Annotated in this window: 17 protein-coding genes; 1 reads left to right on the top strand and 16 read right to left on the bottom strand. The window is 73.4% G+C overall.

The window, feature by feature from the left end:
* Positions 1-2: 2 nt before the first annotated feature.
* The 3 genes from LPU61_RS05315 to LPU61_RS05305 are packed head-to-tail and all read right to left on the bottom strand — an operon-like array spanning position 3 to position 2904.
* A complete protein-coding gene (locus LPU61_RS05315) occupies positions 3-896 on the bottom strand; it encodes a sulfite exporter TauE/SafE family protein (RefSeq protein WP_308102544.1) in 894 nt (297 codons plus the stop codon).
* Entirely contained in the window at positions 893-1498 is a 606-nt protein-coding gene (locus tag LPU61_RS05310) for a rhodanese-like domain-containing protein (RefSeq protein WP_229404296.1), read from the bottom strand. Before LPU61_RS05310 ends, LPU61_RS05315 begins: the two co-directional genes overlap by 4 nt.
* The gene (locus LPU61_RS05305; protein ID WP_229404295.1) at positions 1495-2904 is read right to left on the bottom strand and encodes an MBL fold metallo-hydrolase; all 1410 of its coding nucleotides are present in this window, start codon (positions 2902-2904) and stop codon (positions 1495-1497) included. Before LPU61_RS05305 ends, LPU61_RS05310 begins: the two co-directional genes overlap by 4 nt.
* 256 nt (positions 2905-3160) lie before the next feature.
* Here LPU61_RS05305 and LPU61_RS05300 point away from each other — a divergent pair, with 256 nt between their 5' ends.
* Positions 3161-4540 (top strand): rhodanese-like domain-containing protein, encoded by a 1380-nt coding sequence (locus LPU61_RS05300; protein WP_229404294.1) that lies wholly within the window; start codon positions 3161-3163, stop codon positions 4538-4540.
* 67 nt (positions 4541-4607) lie between these two features.
* Here LPU61_RS05300 and LPU61_RS05295 read toward each other — a convergent pair whose 3' ends face one another.
* From LPU61_RS05295 to LPU61_RS05235, 13 genes are all read right to left on the bottom strand, one after another.
* On the bottom strand, positions 4608-5708 hold the full coding sequence (locus tag LPU61_RS05295) for a lytic polysaccharide monooxygenase (RefSeq protein ID WP_374199601.1): 1101 nt from the start codon (positions 5706-5708) through the stop codon (positions 4608-4610).
* 215 nt (positions 5709-5923) lie between these two features.
* On the bottom strand, positions 5924-7846 hold the full coding sequence (locus tag LPU61_RS05290; protein WP_229404293.1) for an alpha-L-fucosidase: 1923 nt from the start codon (positions 7844-7846) through the stop codon (positions 5924-5926).
* A gap of 49 nt (positions 7847-7895) precedes the next feature.
* A complete protein-coding gene (locus LPU61_RS05285) occupies positions 7896-9350 on the bottom strand; it encodes an arabinofuranosidase catalytic domain-containing protein (protein WP_229404292.1) in 1455 nt (484 codons plus the stop codon).
* 462 nt (positions 9351-9812) lie between these two features.
* Positions 9813-11744, bottom strand: a complete 1932-nt coding sequence (locus LPU61_RS05280; RefSeq protein ID WP_229404291.1) for a multicopper oxidase domain-containing protein — start codon at positions 11742-11744, stop codon at positions 9813-9815.
* Positions 11745-11841: 97 nt separating this feature from the next.
* Entirely contained in the window at positions 11842-12288 is a 447-nt protein-coding gene (locus LPU61_RS05275; RefSeq protein WP_229404290.1) for an SRPBCC family protein, read from the bottom strand.
* A gap of 11 nt (positions 12289-12299) precedes the next feature.
* Positions 12300-13649 carry a carotenoid oxygenase family protein gene (locus LPU61_RS05270; protein WP_229404289.1) on the bottom strand — a complete coding sequence of 450 codons (1350 nt, stop codon included), beginning with the start codon at positions 13647-13649 and terminating at the stop codon, positions 12300-12302.
* Complete coding sequence (locus tag LPU61_RS05265) at positions 13646-15013, bottom strand: MFS transporter (RefSeq protein WP_229404288.1); 1368 nt, start codon at positions 15011-15013, stop codon at positions 13646-13648. The genes LPU61_RS05270 and LPU61_RS05265 overlap by 4 nt, the downstream gene beginning before the upstream one ends.
* A 102-nt stretch (positions 15014-15115) precedes the next feature.
* A complete protein-coding gene (locus LPU61_RS05260; protein WP_229404287.1) occupies positions 15116-17122 on the bottom strand; it encodes an ATP-binding protein in 2007 nt (668 codons plus the stop codon).
* 94 nt (positions 17123-17216) lie between these two features.
* Positions 17217-17987 carry a DUF4184 family protein gene (locus tag LPU61_RS05255; RefSeq protein WP_229404286.1) on the bottom strand — a complete coding sequence of 257 codons (771 nt, stop codon included), beginning with the start codon at positions 17985-17987 and terminating at the stop codon, positions 17217-17219.
* Between the two features lie 7 nt (positions 17988-17994).
* Positions 17995-19347: a hypothetical protein gene (locus tag LPU61_RS05250; RefSeq protein ID WP_229404285.1), complete on the bottom strand. Its 1353-nt coding sequence runs from the start codon at positions 19345-19347 to the stop codon at positions 17995-17997.
* Entirely contained in the window at positions 19344-20723 is a 1380-nt protein-coding gene (locus LPU61_RS05245) for an AAA family ATPase (protein WP_229404284.1), read from the bottom strand. Before LPU61_RS05245 ends, LPU61_RS05250 begins: the two co-directional genes overlap by 4 nt.
* Positions 20724-20797: 74 nt before the next feature.
* Positions 20798-22330, bottom strand: coding sequence for a hypothetical protein (locus LPU61_RS05240; protein ID WP_043962668.1), 1533 nt, complete (start codon positions 22328-22330; stop codon positions 20798-20800).
* A gap of 89 nt (positions 22331-22419) precedes the next feature.
* On the bottom strand, positions 22420-23025 hold the full coding sequence (locus LPU61_RS05235; RefSeq protein WP_043962667.1) for a TetR/AcrR family transcriptional regulator: 606 nt from the start codon (positions 23023-23025) through the stop codon (positions 22420-22422).
* Positions 23026-23053 lie beyond the last annotated feature (28 nt).

The following is a 23053-nucleotide window of genomic DNA, read 5'->3' as shown; positions in this document are numbered from 1 at the left end:
CATCAAACCACCCCGGCGTTACGACTTGGCTGCCCACGCCCCCTGCCACCAGGCGTGCGGCCGCCGGCGGCAGTGGCGGTGACCGCCGCGGCGACGGCGACGCCGAGGGCGATCCACAGCACCGGGTTGGTGCGCAGCCCGTCGGGCAGCTGCTGGGCCAGGACGAACACGCCCATCACCACCACGAACCACCCGAACGCCCGGCGCAGCACCGCCTCGGGGACGCGCCCGGCGAGCCGGCCACCGGCGAGGCTGCCGACCACGGCGGCGGCGGTGACGGCGGCGGCCAGCCCCCAGTCGATGCTGACGGTGGAGAGGTAGCCGGCCAGGCCGGCGAAGGACTTCATGGCGATGACCACCAGCGAGGTGCCGACGGCGACCGGCATCGGAAGGCCGCCGAGCAGCGCCAGCGCGGGCACCACCAGGAAGCCGCCACCCGCCCCGACCAGGCCGGTGACCAGCCCGACCACGACCCCGTCGAGGATCACCCGCGGCACGGGAAGCTCGTGCGGCACGGGCCGGTCCCCGGCGTCGCGCCGCCCCCGGATCATGGCGACCGCCGTGGCGAGCATCATCAGGGCGAACCCGGTGAGCAGGACGGCGGCCGGGACGTACGCGGCGAGGCGGCCTCCGGCGTACGCGCCGGTCATGCCGGCGAGGCCGAAGACGAGGCCGGTGCGCCAGCGCACCCGGTGCGCGCGGGCGTGCGGCAGGACGCCGACGGCGCTGGTGGCGCCGACGACGAGCAGCGAGGTGGCGATCGCCTCCTTCGCCGGCAGGTCGGCGACGTAGACGAGCAGCGGCACGGCGAGGATGGAGCCGCCGCCGCCGAGCAGGCCGAGGCTGACGCCGATGAGGACGGCGAGGCCGACGGTCAGGGCCAGACTGCCGGTCACGACCGCCGCCCGGTGGTCGAGCCCTCGCGGAGCTGGCCGACGATGGTGTCGAGGTCGCAGCTCGCGCCCCGATTGTAGGGCAGCCTGCCCAGCAGCATGCCCATCGCGCAGGTGTTGGTGAGGGCGGCGAAGGTGAGGCCCGCGCCGATGGCGGCGGCGACCCACTTGAGGCCGGGCACGAGCACCGATCCCAGGACGGCGGCCAGGACGATCGAGCCGGCGACGAGGCGGACCTGCCGTTCCAGGTCCCAGCGCGGGACGCCCTGCCGGACGGGCGCGTGCGCGGCCTGCCAGGCCAGCATCCCGCCGTCGAGGACCTTGAGGTGGGGCAGTCCGACCCCGGCGAGGGTCTGCCCGGCCTGGGTGGCGCGGGCGCCGGAGCGGCAGATCAGCACCACGTCCTCGTCGAGGTGGTTGCGCAGCTCCTCGCGGTGCTCCCGCAGCAGGTCGAGCGGGACGTTGTAGGCGCCGGGGATGTGCGCGGTCTCGAACTCGGCGGGGGTACGCACGTCGAGCAGGCGGGGCGCACGGCCGGAGTCGATCAGCTCGCGCAGGCCGGCGGCGTCGAGCGTGGCCGGGCGGGTGTTCTCGGAAGTGCTCATGTCTCCTCGTTCCTGTTGTCGGTCCCGGTCGGTCGGGTCCCGGCCCGCTCGAACCGGTCGTCGATGACGACGACCTCCCGGCCGGCGTTGGCCAGCAGGGACGCGGCGGCGGCGGCGCGGTAGCCGGAGCCGCAGTGCACCCAGACGGTGCCGGCGGGCACGTCGGCGAGGCGGTTCGGCAGGTCGGGCAGGGGGATGTGCACCGCGCCGTCGAGGTGGCCGGCGGTCCACTCGTTGGTCATCCGGACGTCGAGCACGACGTCCGGCGCGGGCAGGCCGGCGGGCGGGTGTCCGGCGCGGGCGGCGGCGAGCGCGGGGAAGTCGGCCGTGGGCAGCTGCCGTAGCTGCTCCGGCCGGGCCGCCCACCGCTCGGGCGCGCCCGTGGCCTGGGCGGCGGGCCGGTCGATGCCGATGCGCGCCAGTTCGCGCTGGGCGTCGGCGACCTGCTCGGGGGTCTCGGCGAGCAGGGTGAGCGGGGCGCCCCAGTCGATCAGCCAGCCGAGCCAGGTCGACATCGGCCCGTCGAGGCCGAGGGCGACGGTGCCGGCGAGGTGCGACGCGGCGTACGCCTTGCGGTGGCGCAGGTCGACCACCCACTGCCCGGCGGCGAGCCGATCGCGCAGCTCGGCGGCGTCGGCGCGGGCCACCGGGGTGAGGTCGACCGGCGCGGGTCCGGCGGCGTTGGCCACGCCCATGTGGGCGTAGTAGGCGGGGTAGGCGTCCAGCCCGGCGAGGGTCTCGGTGACGAAGTCGGCGGCGGCGAGCCGCAGCACGGGGTTGACCCGCCGTTCCCGGCCGATCGTGGAGTCGGGTGCGTCGGCCTGACTGGCCGAGCAGAAGCTGCCGAAGCCGTGGGTGGGCCACACCTGCGTCCCGTCGGGGAGCAGGTCGGCCAGCCGTCGGGCCGAGGCGTGCTGGCGGTGGGCGAGGTCGTGGGCGTGCCGCCGCCCGAGCAGGTCGGTGCGTCCGGTGGTGCCGAACAGCAGGGAGCCGCCGGTGAAGACGCCGACGGGCTGCCACCGGCCGGCGGCGGCCTCGTCGAGGACGTACGACAGGTGGTGGAAGGTGTGGCCCGGCGTGGCCACGGCCCGCAGCCGCAGGGTGTCGGAGATGGCGACGGTGTCGCCGTCGGCGACCGGGTCCCGGTCGAACCGGACGTCGTCGGCGGCGGCGACCAGGTACCGCGCGCCGGTCAGGCGGGCCAGTTCCAGGCCACCGGAGACGTAGTCGTTGTGCAGGTGGGTCTCGACCACGTGGGTGATCCGTGTCCCCTTCGTGCCGGCGAGGTACAGGATGCGGTCGACGTCGCGCTGCGGGTCGACCACGACGGCCACCCGGCCGTCGGAGGCCAGGTAGCTGCGGTCGCCCAGCGACGAGGTCGCGACGACGGACACGTCGAGCGTCATTGCGTACTCCCTCCACAAATACCCCGGGGGGTATGCTTTCGGCGGACTGCGCCCCGAGCTGGGTGCACCACGGTCTACCCGCGCCCGCCGTCGCCATGCGGGCCGCGCGCCACCGGGTCGAACATACCCCCGGGGGTACGGGATCCGCCAGCGACCCAGCCGGGGAAGGACGGGTCCCTCGGCCTGGAATATACCCCCAGGGGTATGCGCTACAGTCGGTGTACCCGCCGACCATCACCGCAGAGGAGACCGGCCCATGCTGTTCACGCAGTACTACCTCGACTGCCTGTCCCAGGCGTCCTACCTCGTCGCCGACGAGCGCACCGGCCGGGCCGTGCTGGTCGACCCCCGCCGCGACATCGGCGAATACCTCGCCGACGCGCGGGCGCACGGGCTGACCATCGAGGGAGTGATCAACACCCACTTCCACGCGGACTTCCTCGCCGGCCACCTGGAGGTCGCCGCCGCGACGGGCGCGTGGATCGGCTACGGCCGGCGCGCCGAGACCGAGTACCCGATCCGCAAGCTCGCCGACGGCGAGCGGATCAGCCTCGGCGACGTCACCCTGGAGATCATGGAGACCCCGGGCCACACCCCGGAGTCGATCAGCGTCCTGGTCTACGAGCACGCCGCCGACCCGGTGCCGCACGGCGTCCTCACCGGCGACGCGCTTTTCATCGGCGACGTCGGCCGCCCCGACCTGCTCGCGTCCCTCGGCGTCACCGCTGAGGAGCTGGGCGCGATGCTCTACGACAGCGTGCAGCGCAAGCTGATGGGCCTCCCCGACGAGGTGCGGGTCTTCCCCGCGCACGGGGCGGGCTCCGCGTGCGGCAAGAACCTCTCCACCGAGCGGCAGTCCACCATCGGCGAGCAGCGCCGCACCAACTACGCCTGCGCGCCGATGAGCCAGGGGCAGTTCCTCGCCCTGGTCACCGGGGGCCAGCCGGCCGCGCCGGGCTACTTCGCGTTCGACGCCGTGCTCAACCGGCGGGCGCACGAGCTGTTCGACTCCCACGCCACGGCCCGCCCGCTCACCGCCGCCGAGTTCGCCGGGGCCCGCGCCGACGGCGCGGTCGTCGTCGACGCCCGCGACCCGCAGGAGTTCGCCGCCGGGCACGTCGCCGGGGCGATCAACATCCCGGCCGACGGCCGGTTCGCCGAGACCGCCGGCAGCGTGGTGGCCCCCGACCGCGCGGTGCTCGTCGTGGCGCCGGAGGGCCGCGAGGAGGAGATCGTCGTACGGCTCGCCCGGATCGGCTTCGACCGGGTCCTCGGCCACCTGCGCGACGCGGGGGTGACCCTGGCCGAGCTGGCGTCCGAGACGAGCCGGGCCAGCCGGGTGACGGCGACGGAGCTGCGCGCGGCGCTCGACCGCGCCGAGCCGCCGGTCGTGCTGGACGTCCGCAACATCGGGGAGCGGGAGCAGGGGGCCATCGCCGGTTCGCTGCACATCCCGCTGGCCGAGCTGACCCGTCGGCTCGACGAGGTGCCCGCCGACCGGCCCGTGGTCGTGCACTGCGCCGGGGGCTACCGCTCCTCGGTCGCGGCCAGCCTGCTGCGCAGCGCCGGCCGGCGCGACGTCTCCGACCTGCTCGGCGGCTACGGCGCCTGGCGGGCCGCGTACGCGCAGGTCTGACCGCCGGCGGGAGCGGCCACGGGCCGGGCCGCCCCCGGCATGGGATCGGGGGCGGCCCGGCCGTCGGTCAGGCCGTCGCGGTGCAGCTCAGCGTCGGGGTGCTGGCCGCCCCCGAGCCGGTGAAGCCGAAGCTGGCCTTCCCCCCGGCCGCCAGCGTGCCGTTGTAGCTGGCGTTGCGGGCGGTCACGGTCGACCCGCTGGTGGTGACCGTGGCACTCCAGGAGGAGGCGATCTGCTGCCCGCCGGACCACGTCCAGGTGACCGTCCAGCCCCGGATCGGGCTGCTGCCGGCGGTCACCTCGACCTCGCCCTGGAAGCCGCCGGACCACTGCCCGGTGGACTTGTAGACGGCCGAGCAACCGGCGGAGGCCGGCGGCGTGGTCGCGGGCGGGGTCGTCGCGGGCGGGGTGGTGGGCGGAGCCGTGGTCGGCGTGGTGGTCGGCGGCGTGGTGGTCGGCGGGGTGGTCGTGCCGCCGAAGTTCACGTCGCTGCACAGGTAGTAGGACTGGTCCGAGTGGCTGGCCTGCCAGATCGTGTAGACGATGTGCCGGCCGGTGCGCCCAGGCGCGTTCGCCGGGACCTGGATCGACACGCCCTGGCTCTCCTTGGTCGGCCACTGCGACGCCGGGGTGTTGCCGATCTGGCCGACCAGCTCCAGGTCACTCCACGCCAGCGGCTTGGTCAGGGCGTTGAAGCCCTGCTTGGTGACGTACACCCGGATGTAGTCGGCGCCGTGGCTGGCCTGGTCCCACAGCTTGACCTTGAAGCTGTTGGCGACGTTGGTGGTCTTCCACGCGCCGAGCGCGTCGAGGGAGTTGTAGCGGCCGTCGCCGGTGCGACCGGCGCTGCACAGCTGGCCGTCGGGGATGGCCGCCTGGTGGTTGCCGGCGACGCCCTCCCGGTACAGGCCGTTCCAGTTCCACATGGCCGACGCGTTGTACTGCCAGGCCTGCCAGCACATCGGGTCCTCGGTGGCCATGGCCGGGTTCTGGAAGTCGTTGCCCCAGCGGGCCCAGCAGCCGTAGTTGCGGGACGCGGGGTCGACGGTGGAGCCGTGGGCGGCGGCCGGGTTGGCCAGCGCGGTGGTCAGCAGCAGCGTGGCGGCCGCGCCGACGGCGAGCAGCCACGCCACGAGGGGGATGCGACGTGGTCGGACGAGATGGGACACGGAGCCCTCCAGGAAAAGGTCGGACGACGACACCCGGACGGTCGGGAGTTGCCCACTCCCGCGCCTGCTTGCGTGGCTCCCGCTGCGGCTCTGCCTGGCAGACTCCCACATGCATCGAAACTAGTCAATCTTGACCAGTCCGGGTCGCCGCGGCGCGGGGCACGGACGCCCCGTGCCGCAGCGGCCCGGTCACCGGCGGGCGCCGTCGCGGACGGTCAGCTGGTGGTGCAGGTGATGCTGGCCGGCGGGTTGTTGGTGCCGTTCCAGGTGGCGGTGAAGCCGAACGTGGTGGAGGCCCCCGCGGCGAGCGCGCCGTTGTAGGCGACGTTGGAGACCGTCACGTTCGACCCGCTCTGGGTGTGGCTGCCGTTCCAGATCTGGTTGATCACCTGGCCGTTGGGGAAGCTCCAGGACACCTTCCAGCCGTTGATCGGTGCCGCCCCGGCGGTGACGGTGACGTCGGCCTGGAAGCCACCGGACCAGGAGTTGGTGACGGTGTACTTCGCGGTGGCCTGGCCGGCCGGCGGCGGGGTGGTGGTGCCGGTCGGCGTCGGGGTCGGCGCCACCGTCGGCGACGCGGTGGGGGTGGGGGTCGCGCCGACGAAGGTCAGCTTGACCACGTACGCGAGGGCGCTGTACGGCGCGCTCGCCGACGGCATGGTGATGTGCAGGCCGCCCCCGTCCTGGGTGGGCCGGGGCAGGTTGACGTACGTGCCGGCGGTGGAGCCGAGCAGCTGCACGCCGGTCAGGTTGGCCAGGTTGACCCGGCTGGAGGTCATCGTGGTGATGGTCAGGGTGCTGCCCGGCCAGCCCATGACGGTGGCGTACAGGACGGTGTTGTTCTTGTTGCGGGTGAACCGGATGTCCTTGTTGGTGCCCGCGCGCGGCGTGACGAACGAGCCGCCGCCCATCTGGGTGGGGCCCTCGCCGAAGACGGACCAGGCCCGGGTGCCGTAGATGGACTCGCCGAACCGCTTGAGGTGGTCGCCGATGCCCCGCAGGATGGTCTGCTGCCCGGACGGGATGACGCCGTCGGCCGTCGGGGCGACGTTGAGCACCATCGTGCCGTTCTTGCTGACCCGGTCGATCAGCGCGTGCAGCATGGCGGTGGTCGAGTAGTAGCCGATGCCCTGGGTGTAGCACCAACTGCTGCTGGAGACGCTGTCGTCGGTCAGCCAGTACGGGGTCTGGATGCCCGCCGGGCCGCCGCGCTCGAAGTCGTAGACCTCACCGCGGTTGTTGAACCCGTCCTTGTAGGTGACCACCACGTCCTTGTTCCACGCGACGGCCTTGTTGTAGTAGTACGCCAGGAAGTCGAGCCGGCGCGCCTCGTCGATCCGGCCCAGGTAGAGGTCCTGCCAGATCAGGTCGGGCTGGTAGCCGTCGATGACCTCCCGCAGCTTGTCGGTCCACAGCTGCTGCTCGGTGGCGTTGTCGAGCTGCCCGTACAGCTTGCGCAGCGTGGTGCTGGACTGCTGCGGCACATACTGGTAATAGCCGCCGAAGTTCCACTGGTGGTGCAGCGAGACGAACAGCTTGAGGCCCTTGGCGCGGATGGCGTCGGCGTGCAACCGCAGCAGGTCCAGCTTCGGGCCGGTGGCCACCGAGTTCCACTCGTTGACCCTGCTGTTCCACATCGAGTAGCCGTCGTGGTGCTCGGCCACCGGGCCGGCGAACTTGGCCCCGGCGTCGACGAACAACTGCGCCCACTCGTTGGGGTCCCAGTTGCCGCCGGCCGACTTGAGCTTCGGCGCGAACTGCACCCAGTTGCCCGCCTTGTCCCGGGCCCCGTTGATGAAGTTGTGGTACGGCCACGCGGACGGGTCGCCGTACACGCTCTTGTGGTGGTTGTTCTCGTACGAGCCGTTGTTGTACATGTTGCGCGGGTACCACTCGTTGCCGAACGCGGGGACGGCGAACGCGCCCCAGTGGTAGTAGATGCCGAACTTGCCGTCCTGGAACCACTCGGCGGCCGGCGGGTGCTGGTCGACCGAGGCCCAGGTCGGCGTGTAGCTCTGCGGCCCGGCGGTGGCCAGGGCGTTGCGGACGCCGAGCAGGCCGGTGGCGGCGGCGACGCCGGTGGCGCCGCTCGCGACGAGCAGGCCGCGGCGGGTCAGCCGGAGGGATGACGAGGACATGAATGATCTCCTGGAGGGACGGTGGTGAAAGGACGTGCAGCGGGAGGCGTTACCGGTAGCCGGCGGCGGTGATGTTGGCCTGCACGGCGTTCTCGGTGGCGTCGGACGGGTACCCGGAGGTCATCACACCCTCGTAGAAGGTGCCGCGCGCCCCGTGGCTGTTGTCGCCGCCGATGCCGAGGATGATCGCGCCCTCCTTCTTCATCGGGTTGTAGCCCGGGACGTTGGGCCGCACGCCGTTGTAGAAGGTCGACAGGCCGCCGGACTGGGCGTTGCCGCCCCGGATGGCCCAGTGGTTCGGCTCACCCTTGACGATGGCGGTCAGGTAGCGGTGGCTGATGCTGGGATCGTTGGCGTTGTACTTCTGGTTCACCCCGGAGAAGAGGCCGTTCTCCAGGTCGGCCATGATCCACGGGCCGTTGCCGGCGCCGTAGCCCCAGACCTTGTTGTTGCCGAAGTAGATGGCCTCCATGGTGCCGTTGCCGTTGTCGCGGCTGTTGGTCTCGGCGTTGCCGTAGTCGAAGCAGCAGCCGCCGTTGTAGTGCGTGCCGTCGAGGATGGCGTACATGCCCTCGGGCTGGTCACCCTTGGCGATGCCGTTGGTGCTGTTGTTGCGGTATCCGGTGCCGGGGGCGACGTAGACGCCGTACGCCTTGTGCCCGCCGACCGTGGTCGGCGCGAGGGTGGCGTCGGCGAGGTTGTCGTAGCCACCCGGGGCGGGGCCGGAGAACCCACCGGGCGGGGCCTGGGTGAGCTTGTTACCGCGACCGGACTGGTCGTAGATGATGGTGATCAGGCAGGTGGTGCCGGCGCAGAAGGAGTCCTGCGCGGCGGCGTTGGCAACCCCGCCAGGCGCGAGCGGGCCGATGTCGCGGGTGGTGTTGTCCGACCCGCGCCGCACCTGGTAGAGCGGCCCGTTGTACGCGCCGTACAGCGCCCGGGTGGTGCTGTGCGCGGCCACGCACGGCGTGCTGCCCGCCGCGTAGATGTCACAGGGCTGTTGCGTCGCCGGCGGCGGGGTGGTCGGCGGTGCAGTGGTCGGCGGCGGGGTCGACGTCGGCGGGGTGGTCGGCGTCACGCCCCCGGTGCAGGTCGTGCCGTTGAGCGCGAACGAGGCGGGCACGGGGTTGCTGCCGTTCGCCGTGCCGTTGAAGCCGAACGAGGTGGTGCCCCCGGTCGGGATGCTGCCGTTGTAGGACACGTTGGTGACGGTGACCTGGGCGCCGGACTGGGTGTAGGAGCCGTTCCAGAGCTGGGTGACGGTCTGCCCGGCCCCGAAGTCCCAGGTCAGCCGCCAGTTGCTGACCGGGTCGCCCAGGTTCGTGATGGTCACGTTCGCGCCGAAGCCGCCCGGCCACTGCGAGCTGACCGCGTAGCTGACCTGGCAACCGGCTGCGGCGGCGGTCGCCAACCGCGTGCCGACCAGGCCGCCGCCGACCAGGACCAGCGTTGCCAGGGCCGCGACCAGCCCCGGCAGGCGACGCCATGCTTTGCCACGTTTCATGGAGCCCTCCAGATACGGATGGAAGTGCAGGGGATCGGGCCCGGACGGGGTGGGCCCGTACGCCGCCTGTCGGGACCCGGACTCCGAGGGGCGGTGGATGACCGCGGCCCGATGGGGGCCCGGCGGCCGGCACCGGCGTGGCCGGCGGCCCGGACGCCGGGGGCCGCTGACCAGCCGGATCGGCGGCAGCGGACGTGACTGGGCCGCTGCGCCAAAGAGGAAGTTAACGTTCACATCGCCTGGTGTCAATGAGGGCGAAGAGCGGTCTCCGCACCTTCCGGCGCAGCCGAGCGCCGCCCCCTCCGGTGTCCTCACCAGGAGCGGACGGCGCGACGGCGGTCCCGTGGCCCGGGAATCATCCGCAAGAACCGACTCTTGCCGTGTGAACGTTAACGGCTTACTTTCGATGCGGGGCGAAGGGCACGCCCCACCATGCCGACCCACCGCGACGACGGCTTCGCTTCACTCGGATCCATGCTTGCCATGGGTTCCCTGCCGGGCGCTGGTGACTCCCGCGTACGCCAGGTGCCACACCATGCCCTCGGCGGCGTGGGTGAAGTTGTGACAGTGGTCCATCCAGATCCCGGGATTGTCGGCGGTGAAGGCGACCTCGTAGGACTCGCCCGGGGCGACGTTGAGCGTGTCCGTCCACCATGGACTGCCGGTGACCGGCGACCCGTCGCGCTGCACCACCCGCACCCGGTGCCCGTGCAGGTGCATCGGGTGGTCGAAGATGCCCCGGTTGACGATCCGCACCCGGACGCTGTCGCCGAGGGCCACCATCAGGGTCGGCACGGCGGGGTGCATGCGGCCGTCGACGGTGTTGGCGAACGTCAACCCGCCGTCGGCGAACCCGAACCCGGTGTCGATGACCAGGTCGAAGCTCCGGTCGGCGAGCGGCGGCGCGGTGTCGTCCGGGGTGCCGTACGCCGCCGGATCGAACCGCTCCCCCTCGCCCGGGGCCTGCGCGGCGTCCTGCCCGGAGGGGCTCAGCGCGAGCGACACCCCGCCGCCGTCGCCCTCGCCGGCCGGCATGCTCACCGTGACGGTGCCCGCGGGCATGGTGAGGCCCACGTCGTAGCGGCCCCCGGCGGCCAGCAGCAGCTCGGTCCCGCCCGGCAGCGGACCGGGCTCGTGCACCGGGTTCCCGTCGATCGCCCGCACCCGGAACGACACGCCGCCCACCTGGACACGCTGGGGGTCCTCCGAGCTGTTGACCAGCCGCAGGAGGACCTCCCGGCCGGCGGCCACCGCCTGGCGGGTGGGCGCGTCGGCGTCGTTGAACGCGGCGACCGTGCCGTCGCCGGTGAGCCACTGATGGGTGAAGAGCGTGGTGTCGTAGGTGCGGTCGCCGCCGCTGCCCGACTCGTCGCCGGCCGAGGTCGCGGCGGGCGGGTCGACCAGGAACGCGCCGAACAGGCCACGGGCGACGGTCCGCTGCGAGTCGCGGTGGGTGTGGTACCAGAACGTGCCGGCCCGGTCGGGCACGAACCGGTAGACGTGCCGGCCGCCGGGCGGCACCGCGTCCTGGGTGAGGCCCGGCACACCGTCCTCGGCGTTGGGCACGTCGACGCCGTGCCAGTGCACGGTCACGCCCTCCGTCACATCGGTGTTGACCAGGGTCACCTCGACGAGTTCGCCCTGCCGGACGCGGAGCGTGGGTCCGGGCGACGTCCCGTTGAAGGTCAGCGCGTCGACCTGCCGTCCGGAGGCGAGCCGGATCGTGCGGTGGGCGGCGACCAGGGTGAAGCGGGCGGCGGGGGTGTCCCCCTCAGGGCCGGTGAGCGAGGCGACGTCGACCCCGTGGTGCGCGACGGTCCGCGGGCCACCGCCCCAGTCCTCCGGCGCTGCCGCGACGTCGCCCGCGACGGCCGCGTTCTGCTGCTGAAGGCCGCCGAGCGAGGCGGCCAGGGCGAGGACGACGAGGGCGCTCTGCCACGGCAGCCGCGCCGCGCGGGATCCGCCGGCCCGCCACCGGCGCAGCCCCACCGCGAGCAGCGCGACGACGCCGAGCAGGGCCGCCGCGACCAGCGCCGTCACCGGCCAGGCCGCCGGGTCCTGCGGCACCCAGGCCAGGTACGCGGAGACGAACACGCCGACGGCGGCGACCTGGCCGACGGTCCCGGCCGGACGGTTGCGGGCGACGGCCAGGACCGTGGCCGCCACGGGCAGCACGGCGACCGGCAGGCCGAGGGTCAACCGGTGGCCGACCAGCTCCCAGCCCTCGCGCCACAGCAGGGCCGCGACGACGAGGCGGCCGGCGAGCAGCGCCACGGTCAGCCGCAGCGGCCAGCCCAGGGCGGCGGGCCGCGCGGCGCGCACGCCGAGCACGGCGGCGCTGGCCGTGGCGAAGGCCGCGAGCAGCAGGTCGGTGATGAACAGTGGCTCGTCCACGGAATCTCCCGGGTCGCGGTGGATGACGGATGGCACCCGGTCACGGGTACGGCGACGACCGGCGGGGCCGCCGCCGCACCCGTGACCGGCGTGGTGCTCAGGAGCTGGTGCTCTCGGCGGCCTTGCGGAGCTGGTCGAGCCAGGAGGCGAGCGAGGCGTCGAGCGCGTCGCGCAGGTTGTCGCGGTCGGCGCGGACCGGCTCGCCGTCCCACGACTCCGCCGTCCGCACGACGGTGCCGTCGCCGTCGGGCGTGAAGGTCCACTCGTGTACGCCGGTGATGCCGTGCGCCGGTCCGCCCCAGAGGATGCGGTGCGGCGCGTCCACGGCGTGGACCGTCGAGACGATGGACAGCCCGGCGGTGCTCCAGCGGAACTCGGAGCCGGGCGCCAGCGGGCCGTCGGCGTGGGCCGTGTCGATGTCGCCCTGCCAGTGGGTCCAGCCGTTGACGTCCGTGTGCAGCTGCCAGACCCGCTCGATCGGCGCGTCGACGCGGATCTCGCGGCGGACGACGACGGCGGCGTTCTCGTCGATACTCGTGATCATCTTCTTCGTCCTCAGAGGTCGGAGGTGGGGATCCAGGAACCGTGGATGCCGGCCGGCACCCGACGGGGCAGTTCGACGGCGGCGACGGTGGTGAGGTCACCGGCGTCGAGGATGAGCAGTTCCGAGGAGTTGGAGCCGAGGTCGCTGACGACGCTGAGCAGGTAACCGTGGTCGTCGGCGGTGCCGCCCTCGGCCGGCACGAAGCAGGCCTCACCGGGCAGCCGGTCGCGCCCCAGCTCGGCGACGCGCCGCTGTCCGGTCTGGTGGTCGTACTTCACCACCGCCCAGTCGGACCGCCCGCTGCCGGGGAACGCCAGCGCGTACGAGTGCCGGTGGGGCAGCCCGACGAGGCGGTTGTCGATGGTGGGGAACTCGGTGACCAGGTCGTCGGTGATCTCCTCGGACGCCTTGCCGGTCGCCGGGTCGAGCACCCACCGGTACGCGGTCATGCCGGTGCCCGGCGTGGTGCCGTAGCCGGGCGCGCCGACCCACCACTTCCAGGTCGACTCCCACGACGTCCGGTCGTACCGGGGGCCGTCGAGCACGATCCGGCCGTCGGCGTCGACGTACGCGTTCGTGCTGTGCAGCAGCGCGCTGGGCGCGACGTCGAACCACTGCACGACCGCCGGCCCGGTGCGCGGCATGACGCCGATGCGGGGCGGGTAGTCGTCGCTCCACCGGTACGGGATGCCGGAGCGCTCCGCGGGGTTGAACACCACCGGCAGGTCGAAGAAGATCACGTGATCGGTGGTGATGGCGAAGTCGTGCATGAGCGACGGGCCCGCGCCCTCGACGACCTCGCTGCGGGTGATGTGCCCGGCCGGGGAGGCCGTGTAGTAGACCAGGTGCGGCGGGAACGGCGAGTAGCACAGGAAGTGCAGCTCACCGGTGATCGGGTCTTCCTTGGTGTGCGCCGTCATCGGGGTCTTGAGCCCGCCGTGGAAGTCGAACACGCCCACGGTGTCCAGCTCGGGGGTGACCTGCCACGGCAGGTTGACCTCCTGGAGGGCCAGCAGCCGCCCGCCGAACTCGATCAGGTGGGTGGCGGCGGCGCTGGCCGCCAGGTCCATCGACCCGTCGGCGCGGAACAGCGGGGCGTCGTCGTCGAAGGCCGTAGTGTGCACCCAACGATTGCGGTACCACTCGGCGCGGCCGTCGCGCAGCCGCACGCCGTGCAGCATGCCGCTGCCCCGGAACCAGTGCGTCGGCACGACGCCGGGCTTCGGGTTGTGCCCGTTGCGGATGTAGCGGCCGTCCAGCTCCGGCGGGATGGCGCCCCGCACGGCCAGGCCGGTCGCGGTGATCTCGTCGGTGACGGGCGTGTAGTGCCCGCTGAGGTAGGGCTTGGCGATCTCGGTCACGGGTTTTCCTTTCCAACGGTCGTCGGTGCGGGTTCGGTGGTGGTCGGGGCGGGCCCGGTGTTGGTCGGTGTGGGGCGCAGGGCCACGGCCAGGACGGCGGCGAGGGCGACGACGACGGCCGCCCCGACGAACGCCGGGCCGTAGCCCCGGTCGCCGCCGACGAGCTGGGTGAGCACGGCCAGGCCGAGGGCGCCGCCGACCTGCCGGGTGGTGTTGACGAGGCCACCGGCAAGGCCGGCGTCGGCGGGCGGGACGCCGGCGGCGGACAGCTCGGTGAGCACGACGAACGCGACGCCCAGGCCGGTCCCAATGAGCAGGGACGGCCCGGCCAACGCCGTCAGGAACGACCCGTCGGCCGGAGTACGGGCGAGCCAGAGCAGCCCGGCGGCGAGCAGCGCGAGCGCGGCGGGAAGCGCGACCCGGGGGCCGAGTCGTCGGGTCGCCGCCGGGGTCAGCGCGGAGCCGGCGACGATCGCGAGTGCGAGCGGCAGCTGGGTCAGCCCCGCCTCGACCGGCGAGTAGCCCAGAACGCGCTGCTGGTAGAGGGGCAGGAAGAAGAAGACCCCGAGCCAGGCCGCCCCGAGCAGGGCCATCAGCACGTTGGCCGTGGCCACCTGGCCGGCGCGCAGGATGCCGGGCCTCAGCAGCGGCTGCGCGACGCGCCGCTGCACCGCGGCGAAGGCGCACAGCAGCAGCGCCCCGCCGAACAGCCAGAGCCGCCCACCGCCGGAGAGCCCGACGGTGACACCGACGAGCCCGCCGGTGACCAGCGCGGCGCCGGCCGTGTCGATCCGGCCGCCGCCGGGCCGGTCGGCGGGGACGACCAGCCAGGTCGCGACGAGGATCGCAGCGGCGACCGGCACGGCGGCGAGGAAGACCGACCGCCAGCCGAACAGGCCGGTGAGCAGGCCGCTGAGCAGCACCCCGGCCGCGCCACCGATCCCGGAGACCGCGCCCCAGATCCCGAGGGCCCGCGCCCGGTGCTGCCCCGGCGGGAACAGCGTCAGGACGATCCCGAGGGCGGTCGGCGCCAGCAGCGCCGCACCGACCCCCTGCGCCCCGCGCGCCGCGACGAGCAGCCAGGACGACCCGGCGAAGCCGGCCGACACCGAGCCGACCGCGAACACTGCGGTGCCCGCGAGGAAGACCCGACGGCGGCCGAGTACGTCACCGAGCCGCCCGCCGAGCAGCAGCAGCGACCCGAAGGCCAGCACGTAGGCGTTGACGACCCACGACAGGCCGGTCGGCGACAGCGCGAGCCCGCTGCCGATCGCGGGCAACGCCACGTTGACGATCGAGGTGGTCAGCACCACCAGGAACTGGGCGGTGGCGACGACGGTCAGTGCGCGCCATGGACTCCGCACGAGCCCTCCCCGGTCCGGGCCGGAGGGGGACCCTCCGGCGGGCCGCACCGGAGATCCCGGTGCGAGGCCCACCCTCGCGGGGAACGCCGCTCACCTACCAGCTCATCGGGTGCTCACCTTCTGCTCAGCCTGCTCGGCGCCCTCCCGCCGCCAGAGCAGCTCGCAGAGCCGCTGCTGGCCCCGGTCGAGGTGCCGGCGGTAGGTGCTGAACGGCAGCCCGAGCCGCTCGGCGGCGGCGGCCTGGTTCGGCACCCGGCGGAAGAAGGTGGTGGCCAGCACGGAGTGCAGCTTGGCCTCCCGTGGGTCGTCACGCAGCGCGTCGACCGCCCCGGTGATCAGCTCGCGCAGGGCGTCGGTGGGATCGTCGGCGGGGGCCGGGGCCGCCGCGACCATCCGCGAGTGGCGCAGCGGGTTCGCGGCCAGGACGTCGGGGCGGTGCCAGTTGCGCAGCGCCTCCCGTACGGCCTGGTCGAACTCCGCGCGGGGCAGGGTGACGGGTCCGCTGTTGGCCGGTCCCGCGCTGTCGGCGAACAGCGGGCCCGGCTGGGTCCGGTCGAACCAGACGGACAGCGGGGTGGTCCGCCAGTCGCAGGAGAACAGGCTGAACTTTCCCACCTCGACCGTGCGGTGGTGCCCGAGGTGTTCCATCAGCGGCGCCCACGCCTCCGGGTAAGGGCTGATGATGAACGACCAGGCGACGCCGGGCTGCCGGATCCAGTCGGCGCAGATCCGCAGCTGCATCAGGTGCAGCACGGTCGAGACCTGGTAGTACTCCGGCGGGTACAGGCAGTAGCGGCTCAGCCGCACGTGCTCGCCCGGCAGCAGCGGGCTGGTCTGCTCGGCATGGTCCCAGGCCGCCTCGGCGACCGGGTCTCCGGAGGGCCGCTCGGTGAGCCGCAGCGAGGTCAGAAAGCCGACCGGCGACCCGGTGGCGGACTCCCGGTAGACCCGGAACGCCTCCGGCTGTCGCCGCAGCCAGTGCCGCACGATCGCCGCCGACTCCGGCCCCTCGGTGTCGTCGGCCATCGCCACGACGGCCGCCTCGTCGCCGGGACGCAGCACGTCCTCGTGGAAGTCGCCCTCCCGGCGCATCTGGAAGTACGCGCCCACCGGGCCGTACCGCTTGAGGTAGCTCAGCTCCCGGATGGCCACCATCGCATCGGGCTCGGCGGCCGTGCGCGCCTGGTCGAGCAGGTGGTGGCCCACTCGCCGGTGCATCTCCGCATAGCCCTCGGGGTCCCGCCAGCGCAGGTCGGCGTCGATCGTGTCGCTGACCAGGTCGTGCAGGTAGAGGCCCTGCCGTCCCCAGTCGGCGACCGGCAGCCGGCGCAGCCAGTCGAACATCTCCCCCGCCCGCTCCTGGCCCACGACGGCACGCAGCAGCCCCTCGGTGGTGGTCATGGCGTGGGCGGCGACCTCCAGGGCGAGCCGGTGCACCGGCCCCGGCACGTCGCCGACCAGGTGGCCGATCAGGGCGGCGAACACGTCGGGCGTCGGCCGCCAGACGGTGCCGCCCACCGCGGTCGACACGGACGCGGCGAGGTTCAGCGCGAGCGGGTGCCCGCCGGCGAAGTCGAGCACCCGGTCCCGGACGTCCGGGGCGAGCCCGCGAAGCTCCAGCAGGCTGCTCGCCTCGTCCCGCGTCAGTTCCCCGAGCGGGCAGGCCACCATGGCCTGCTGCCAGGCCAGGTCGAGCTGCCACGACGTGTGGGGTGGCTCACGGCCGGCGACGACCACGAGCGCGTCGCCCGGCAGTGACGGCAGGAACGTCTCCCGCAGCCACTCGTCCAGCCCTTGACAGTGCTCGAACGCGTCGACGACGAGCACCGAACCGGGGCCGAACGGCTCCCTGACCTCGGCCGTGAAGCCCGTCGGCGAGGGGTCGATGAGCCGGCCGTTGATCTCCGTCACCGGCCGGCCGGCGTCGCGCCCCTCGTCGGCGAACCGCCGCAGCAGCGTGGACTTGCCGACCCCACCCGGCCCGTACACGTAGATCAGGATCGGCGCGCCCGGCTCGCCGCGCAGCGCGGCCCGGAACGTCGCCAGCTCCTGCACCCGGCCGACGAAGGCGCGCTCGCGCGCCCACCGCAGCCTGTCCGCCAGAGTCATGGCCACGATGGTAGGCAGCCCATGTTGCGGATCCGTCATCCGTGGACCCACCGTCACGCTGCACTTATACGATCTACACCACACCGGCCCATGATCAGGACGTCGGACGATGCCGGTCGCTCCCGGCCGGGTGACGCCGAGCGGCGCGGCGGTGGATCAGGGCGATGCACAGCGTGATCACGAGGCCGACGTCGGTGCCGCGAACCGCCACGTGGAAGAGCACGCTGCGGACCGGGTCCGGCTGGGCGACGCCGTGCCGGAATCCGAGGGCGGCACCCGCGAGGACGCCGACCGAGACCAGGGCGGCGGCGAGCGGGCGGCTCGGCACGAGCCGTTCGGCCGCCGGTCGCTGCGGATCACCGACCTCGGTGGCCGTCCGCCACCGACGGGCCGCCCACCAGCAGATCGCCGCCGCCCCGACGAGGCTGCTGGCGTACTGGGCCCACTCGTGGGCGGGAAGTGCGCCGATCCGCTCGTCCAACGCGGGGACCAGCCGGGTGCCCCACCCGCCGCCGTGCGTGAAGCCGTCCCACAGGACGTGCGTGAGCGCGCCGACTCCCAGCCCGGCGACCACCCAGCCGGGTCCCGCCGCCGAGGACGGGCCGATTCGGCGGCCGACGGCCGGCGGCGCGTACGCCACGACGAGCGGTCGCAACAGCGCGATCCAGACGACGTACCCCACGAGACCGGCCAGCACGTCGACGGTGACGACGCCGACGAGGTGGTGACTCAGCCGCGTGGTGTACGGCATCGGCGCGTACAGAGGAAGATCGGGTGCCATGCTGCCGATGGCGAGCGCGGACAGGGGCATCGCCGACCGGGCGAACGGCAGCACGGCGGCCGGGTGGGAACCGGTGAAGGGCATCCGGCGGTCACCCGGTCACGTGGGTCGACCGGCGGCCGCCGGTGGGGCTGCGGTCGTGGAGGGGACAGTCGCACCGGACGGCGGGTTCACCCTCCGCCGTCGGGCGTCGCGACATCCGGCGCACCGCGATCGGCACCACGACGGGGATCCGGGTCAGCAACTTCAACAGGCCGTTGCGGCGCAACTCGCCGAAGAAGGCGGTCCCCAGGATGCGGAACCCGACGGCGAGGATCTTGTCCGGGCGTCGGCGGCGGATGCCCAGCACCAGAAGGTACCCGAGACAGAGCAGTTCCCCGCGCCAGAAGGCGACGCGTCGCGCCATCCGCAGCGCCTCCACGGCTAGGAGTTCCGCCTCGCGCATGTCGCCGTCGGCAGCCCGCAGCGTCGCGAACCCGAGCTCCACCTGCAGCCGGGCCGAGCTGACGTTCGAGCCGGCCAGGGCCAGCCGCCGCGCCTCGTCCAGGTGGTCCCTCGCCAGCTTCCGGATGCCGGCCGCGATGAGCGGCTCGGCGATCCTGAGCTGGATGAACGCGTCCGCTTCGACCTCCTCCGGGCAGCGGTCCTGGAACTGCTTGCCCAACAGGTAGAGGTCGATCGCGGTCTGGAACTGCCGGTCGACCTCGGCGATCCGCGCGAGATAGTGGTACGCGGTGGCGACCCACCGCGCGATCGCGAGGTCGTCCGCCTGTTCCCGGTACGCACACGCCTCGGTGAGCACCTCGCGGGCCCGGTCGATGTCCCGGAACGAGGTGAACCGGGCCATCCCCTCGTACACCAACGACGCGCACCGGAACTTCCGCTCGTAGCGCTCGGCGGGCATCGCGGTGCGCAGTCGCGCCACCGTGCCGATCGCGTCGTCGTAGCGACTCACCTCGATCTGGTAGGCCGCGAGCGCGACGATCGCCGTCGCCCAGGCGTCCGAGCCGGTCGGGGACACGTCGATCGCGGTCAGGATCGCGTCGAGCCGCTCGGCGCTGTCGGTCTCGCGCAGCGCGAGGAAGGCCGCCTTGGCCAGGCAGAGCCCCGCGATGTCACCGCCGTTCTCCCGCTGCACGGCGATGGCCCGCTCCAGCCCGTCGGCGACCTGCCGGTCGTTGGCCGGCTCGCCGAGGTTGGCGGCGAGGCGGCCGAACTCCGTGAAGTAGGCGGCGAGCGTGTCCGCGTCGACGAGGGCGGGCCGAGCGGCCAACTCGTTGACGTTGAACACGTAGTCGGTGAAGTCCCGCTGGAGCTGCGAGGCCCTCCGCTGCCGCACTTTCCGGGTCAGGCCCTGGATGTTGGCCGTCCACCGCTCGCGGCTGTTGGCGCGGGCGTCGATCCTCGCCCGCCACTGCGCGGCGTCGAACCCGGGGGCGCTCACGAGGCCGGACCACAGGGCCCCCGCTGCGCACAGTAGAACTCCCGTAGCAGCGAGTGGACCGTGAACCGTTCGTTGTTCCTCAGCGACTTCACCAGCGCGAGCCGGCACGCCATCGCACGGGCGCGGAGGAATACCTCCCGGTCCCCGATCTGGCTCAGCTCGAAGAAGTCCTCCGACGCGATGCTGCTGCCGGCCGGCCGGAAGCAGAAGACCGCCATGAGGTTGGCGACGGTGTCGGCCGCCTGTTCGCGGGCGCTCTCCTCCGGCAGGCCCGGATCGCGGAGCTTCTGTTCCAGCACGTTGAGCGAGTTGACGTAGCAGTACGTCCACACCGCCCTGCCCAGGTTGCCGCTGACGTCGCGCAGCCGGCCGATGACGTCGCGGATGGGCAACCGCTCGACCCTGGCCTGGTTGATGATGATCTGAATCAACAGCGGCGTGCGCTCGGCGGCCCGGACCACGTCGTCGAGGTCGCTCTTGCGCGGGTCGAGCAGGCTGTCGTCGGCCACGAGGTAGCGCGCGTAGGCCGAAGCGGCGGCGTGGTCGGGCCCGTCCCAGGTCAGCTCGCGCAGGCGGCCGACGCCGGTGCCCGCCACCGCCTCCCGGGTGGTGATGACGACCTTGTGCGGGTCGAGGATGCCCGAACCGGCGAGGTACCGGACCGCGACCTCGGCCTCCCTGGTTTCGAGGTTGTCCACGACGATCAGGCACGGCTCGGCGGGCATGGCCTGCGGAAGCTGCTGTTCGATGAGAGTGTCGTTGAAGTCCGAGCCCGGCGCGAGCTGCTGGGCCAGCTCGACCAGCAGGGCATGCCAGTCGACGTTCTCGCGCTCGGCGTCACGCTCCAGATGGCCGACCCGGTCGATGTGGCTGAACTTCGCCGAGACGCTCGCGACGCGGCGGAAGCCGGCTTCCTCCGCGTGCCGCCTGACCAGCTCGTACGCGAGCGCGGTCTTTCCCACGCCGGCGCCGCCGAAGATGGAGATGATCGAAGCGCCGCCCGGGTTGCGCAGGCTCTCGCCGAGCCTGTCGATCGCCTCGTCGACGCCGAAGAGTCTCTCGTGGTCGACGTTGGTGACGTCGCGGAGCCGGGCGAGGTCGGCGGCCAGCGGAGCCACCCCGGACGGCGGTGCGGGGGGCGGCGGCTCGGCGGGCTCCACCGCGACGGGCCGCTGCCGCTGTTGCCGGACCGCCTGCACCAGGCTTGCGACGGTGACCAGCGTGCCGACCCCGGTGAGAGCGAACGATCCGACGCTGGCGAGCTGGTCGGCGGCCCCCAGCCCGACGGTGCCGACCGCGATCGCGCAGAGACCCAGCAGCGTCACCGTGACCCCGGCGGCGAACACCTGCCACCACTTCGGCTTCACGTCGTCCATATTCGCACGGATCGTTGCCCTGGGCGTGGCGACGACCGGCGGGCATCGACGGCGACGCCGCGGTGCGTGCCGGTTCAGGCGACGAAGCGGGTGCGGCGACGGCGGGCCAGCAGGTAGCCGCCCGCGCCGGCGGCGACCAGCAGCCCGCCGAGGCCAGCGATCAGGCCGGTGGGCAGACCGGTGATCGGCAGCGACCCTTCGTCGCCGCCCCCGGTGCCGCCGGCCTGCTTCACCGTGATCTGCGCCGTGTCGTTGGTCGGGTCGAGGTCCTTGACCGGGCCGTCGCCGTCGAAGGTGTGCAGCTTCACCGTGCCGGTCCGGCTGCCGGCCCGGTCGATGCGCAGCGCGAACTCGAACGTCACCCGCTCGCCCTCGCCGATCGTGCCCCGGGCGGAGCACTCGTAGACCCGCGCGCCGGGCTTGCCGGGCTGCCACTCGTCCTCGTCCGGGTCCACGCAGGACTTCGACACCGTCACGGCGGTGACGCCCTCGGGCAGCGTCACGATGGTGGCGATGTTGAGCCCTCGCTGGCCGTTGGGCCCGACGCGCGCCGGGCCGTTGTTGCGGTAGCCGACGGTCATCGGCACGGTGGCACCGACCGCGCCGGTGACCGTGGCGCCCTGCGCGGCGGCGTCGCCGCGCTGGTCACCGGCGACGGTCAGCGTGACCCGGGTCTCGTTGTCCACCGCGTTGGTGTCGGTCTGACCGGCCGCGCGGGCCTGCGCGCCGCTGGCCGGCACCAGCTTCAGGGCCGCGTCGGTGCCCTTGCGGCCGAACGGCTCGGCCGGCCCGTGCTGGGCCCGGAACTCCGCCCAGTCGGCCGGGGTGAACCACACGGCGAAGCTGTAGTGCAGGTTCGGGGCCCAGGCGTCGGCCGGGATCGTCCCGCCGAACGTCGGGTCCACCCGGACCGTCTCGCCGGGAGCCAGTTCGTCGTCGAAGGTGCAGGCGAAGCTGCTGTCGTCGAGGGTCGGGTCGGCGTACTCGCAGTTGCTGTAGCGCTTCCCCGGGGTGAACCCGTAGGAGCCGGAGAGGTACAGCACCGCGCCGCGCACGGCCTTGGTGCCCCGGTTCGTCACCGCCAGCGGGACGTCGACCCGGGCACCGGGCCGGCCGTCGAGCGCGAGCTGCCGGTCGGCGACGAGGTCGACCCCCTCGCCCGTGCTGACGGTGGACTCGTAGGTCGCCGTGCCCACGCCGGGCGCGGTCACCGTGAACGCCAGGGTGCCCTGCCGGCCCGGCTCCGCGCCCGCCCGCGCCGTCACCGCCAGGCTGACCAGGCTCGAATCCTCGCCGTCGTCGGTGATCGAGCAGGTGATGACGTCGCCCGCCGTCGTGCAGGAGCCCCGGTCGTCCTCGGCGACCTCGGCGAACGCGGCGACCGCGCTGCGGTCCACCCGCACCGTGTACGTGCCGAAGGCCCGATCGGGCAGCGCGCGCAGCGAGACCCACTTCTGCGGGCCGCCGGGGGCGACGGTCACGTCGTTGGCGTAGAGCGTCACCTCGTCGGCCGGTGCGGCGGCGACGGCGGCGCCGGTGGGGGTCGCGACGAGCGCGCCGGCCACGGCCAGCCCGGCGAGCCAGCGACGGGCGGGGTGCGGGTGCATGGCGGTGCCTCCGGTCGGGAGGGCGGACGGGGGTGCGGAAAGGCTCTCACGGATTCCGCCGCCGTGGTGACCCGTACCGCGCTGCGGGATCAGCGCAGGTGACGCTGTCGCCGCCGGTCAACCGGGTTGCCCGGCGTCGGCCGGAGGCCGTCGAGGAGGACCCGCAGGTAGCGGTCGGCCCGCTCGTCGGGCCCGTCGCCGATGCGCACGGCGAAGGCCACGCCACAGAGGAGATGACGCAGGTCGTCCTCGGTGAGGTCGGGGCGCAGCGTGCCGGCCCGTCGGGCGTCGTCGAGCACGGCCCGGGCCAGCTCACCGAGTTCGGCGCGGCGGGCGGTGGTGCCGGGGTCGGCGTCCTGCTCCGGTTCCCCGGCGATCACCTCGGCGAACGCCGGGTCGGCCAGCTGGCGCGTCAGGAGCGCCCGCAGGAGGATCTCGACGCCGGTCCCCGGGTCGTCGTGGTGCCTCGCGGACCGGGCGTCGTCGAGCAGCGCGGTGAAGGTGTCCTCGGCGAGGGCCTCCAGCAGGGCGCGGCGGGTCGGGAAGTGCCGGTAGACGGTGCCGACGCCGGTCCCGGCCCGGCGGGCGAGGTCGTTGTGCTGCAGGGACAGGTCGCCCGAGGCCACCGCGAGTCGGGCGGTCGCCAGCACCCGGTCGCGGTTGCGGGCGGCGTCGGCACGACGTGGCGTGGTCACCCCGCCAGCCTACCGAACCGGATTGACA

Origin of the sequence: Micromonospora sp. NBRC 110038, from assembly GCF_020884815.1 — a bacterium.
Lineage (GTDB): Bacteria > Actinomycetota > Actinomycetes > Mycobacteriales > Micromonosporaceae > Micromonospora > Micromonospora haikouensis.
The sequence above is the reverse complement of the archived record's forward strand: the minus strand, read 5'-3'. Positions and strand labels throughout refer to the sequence as shown.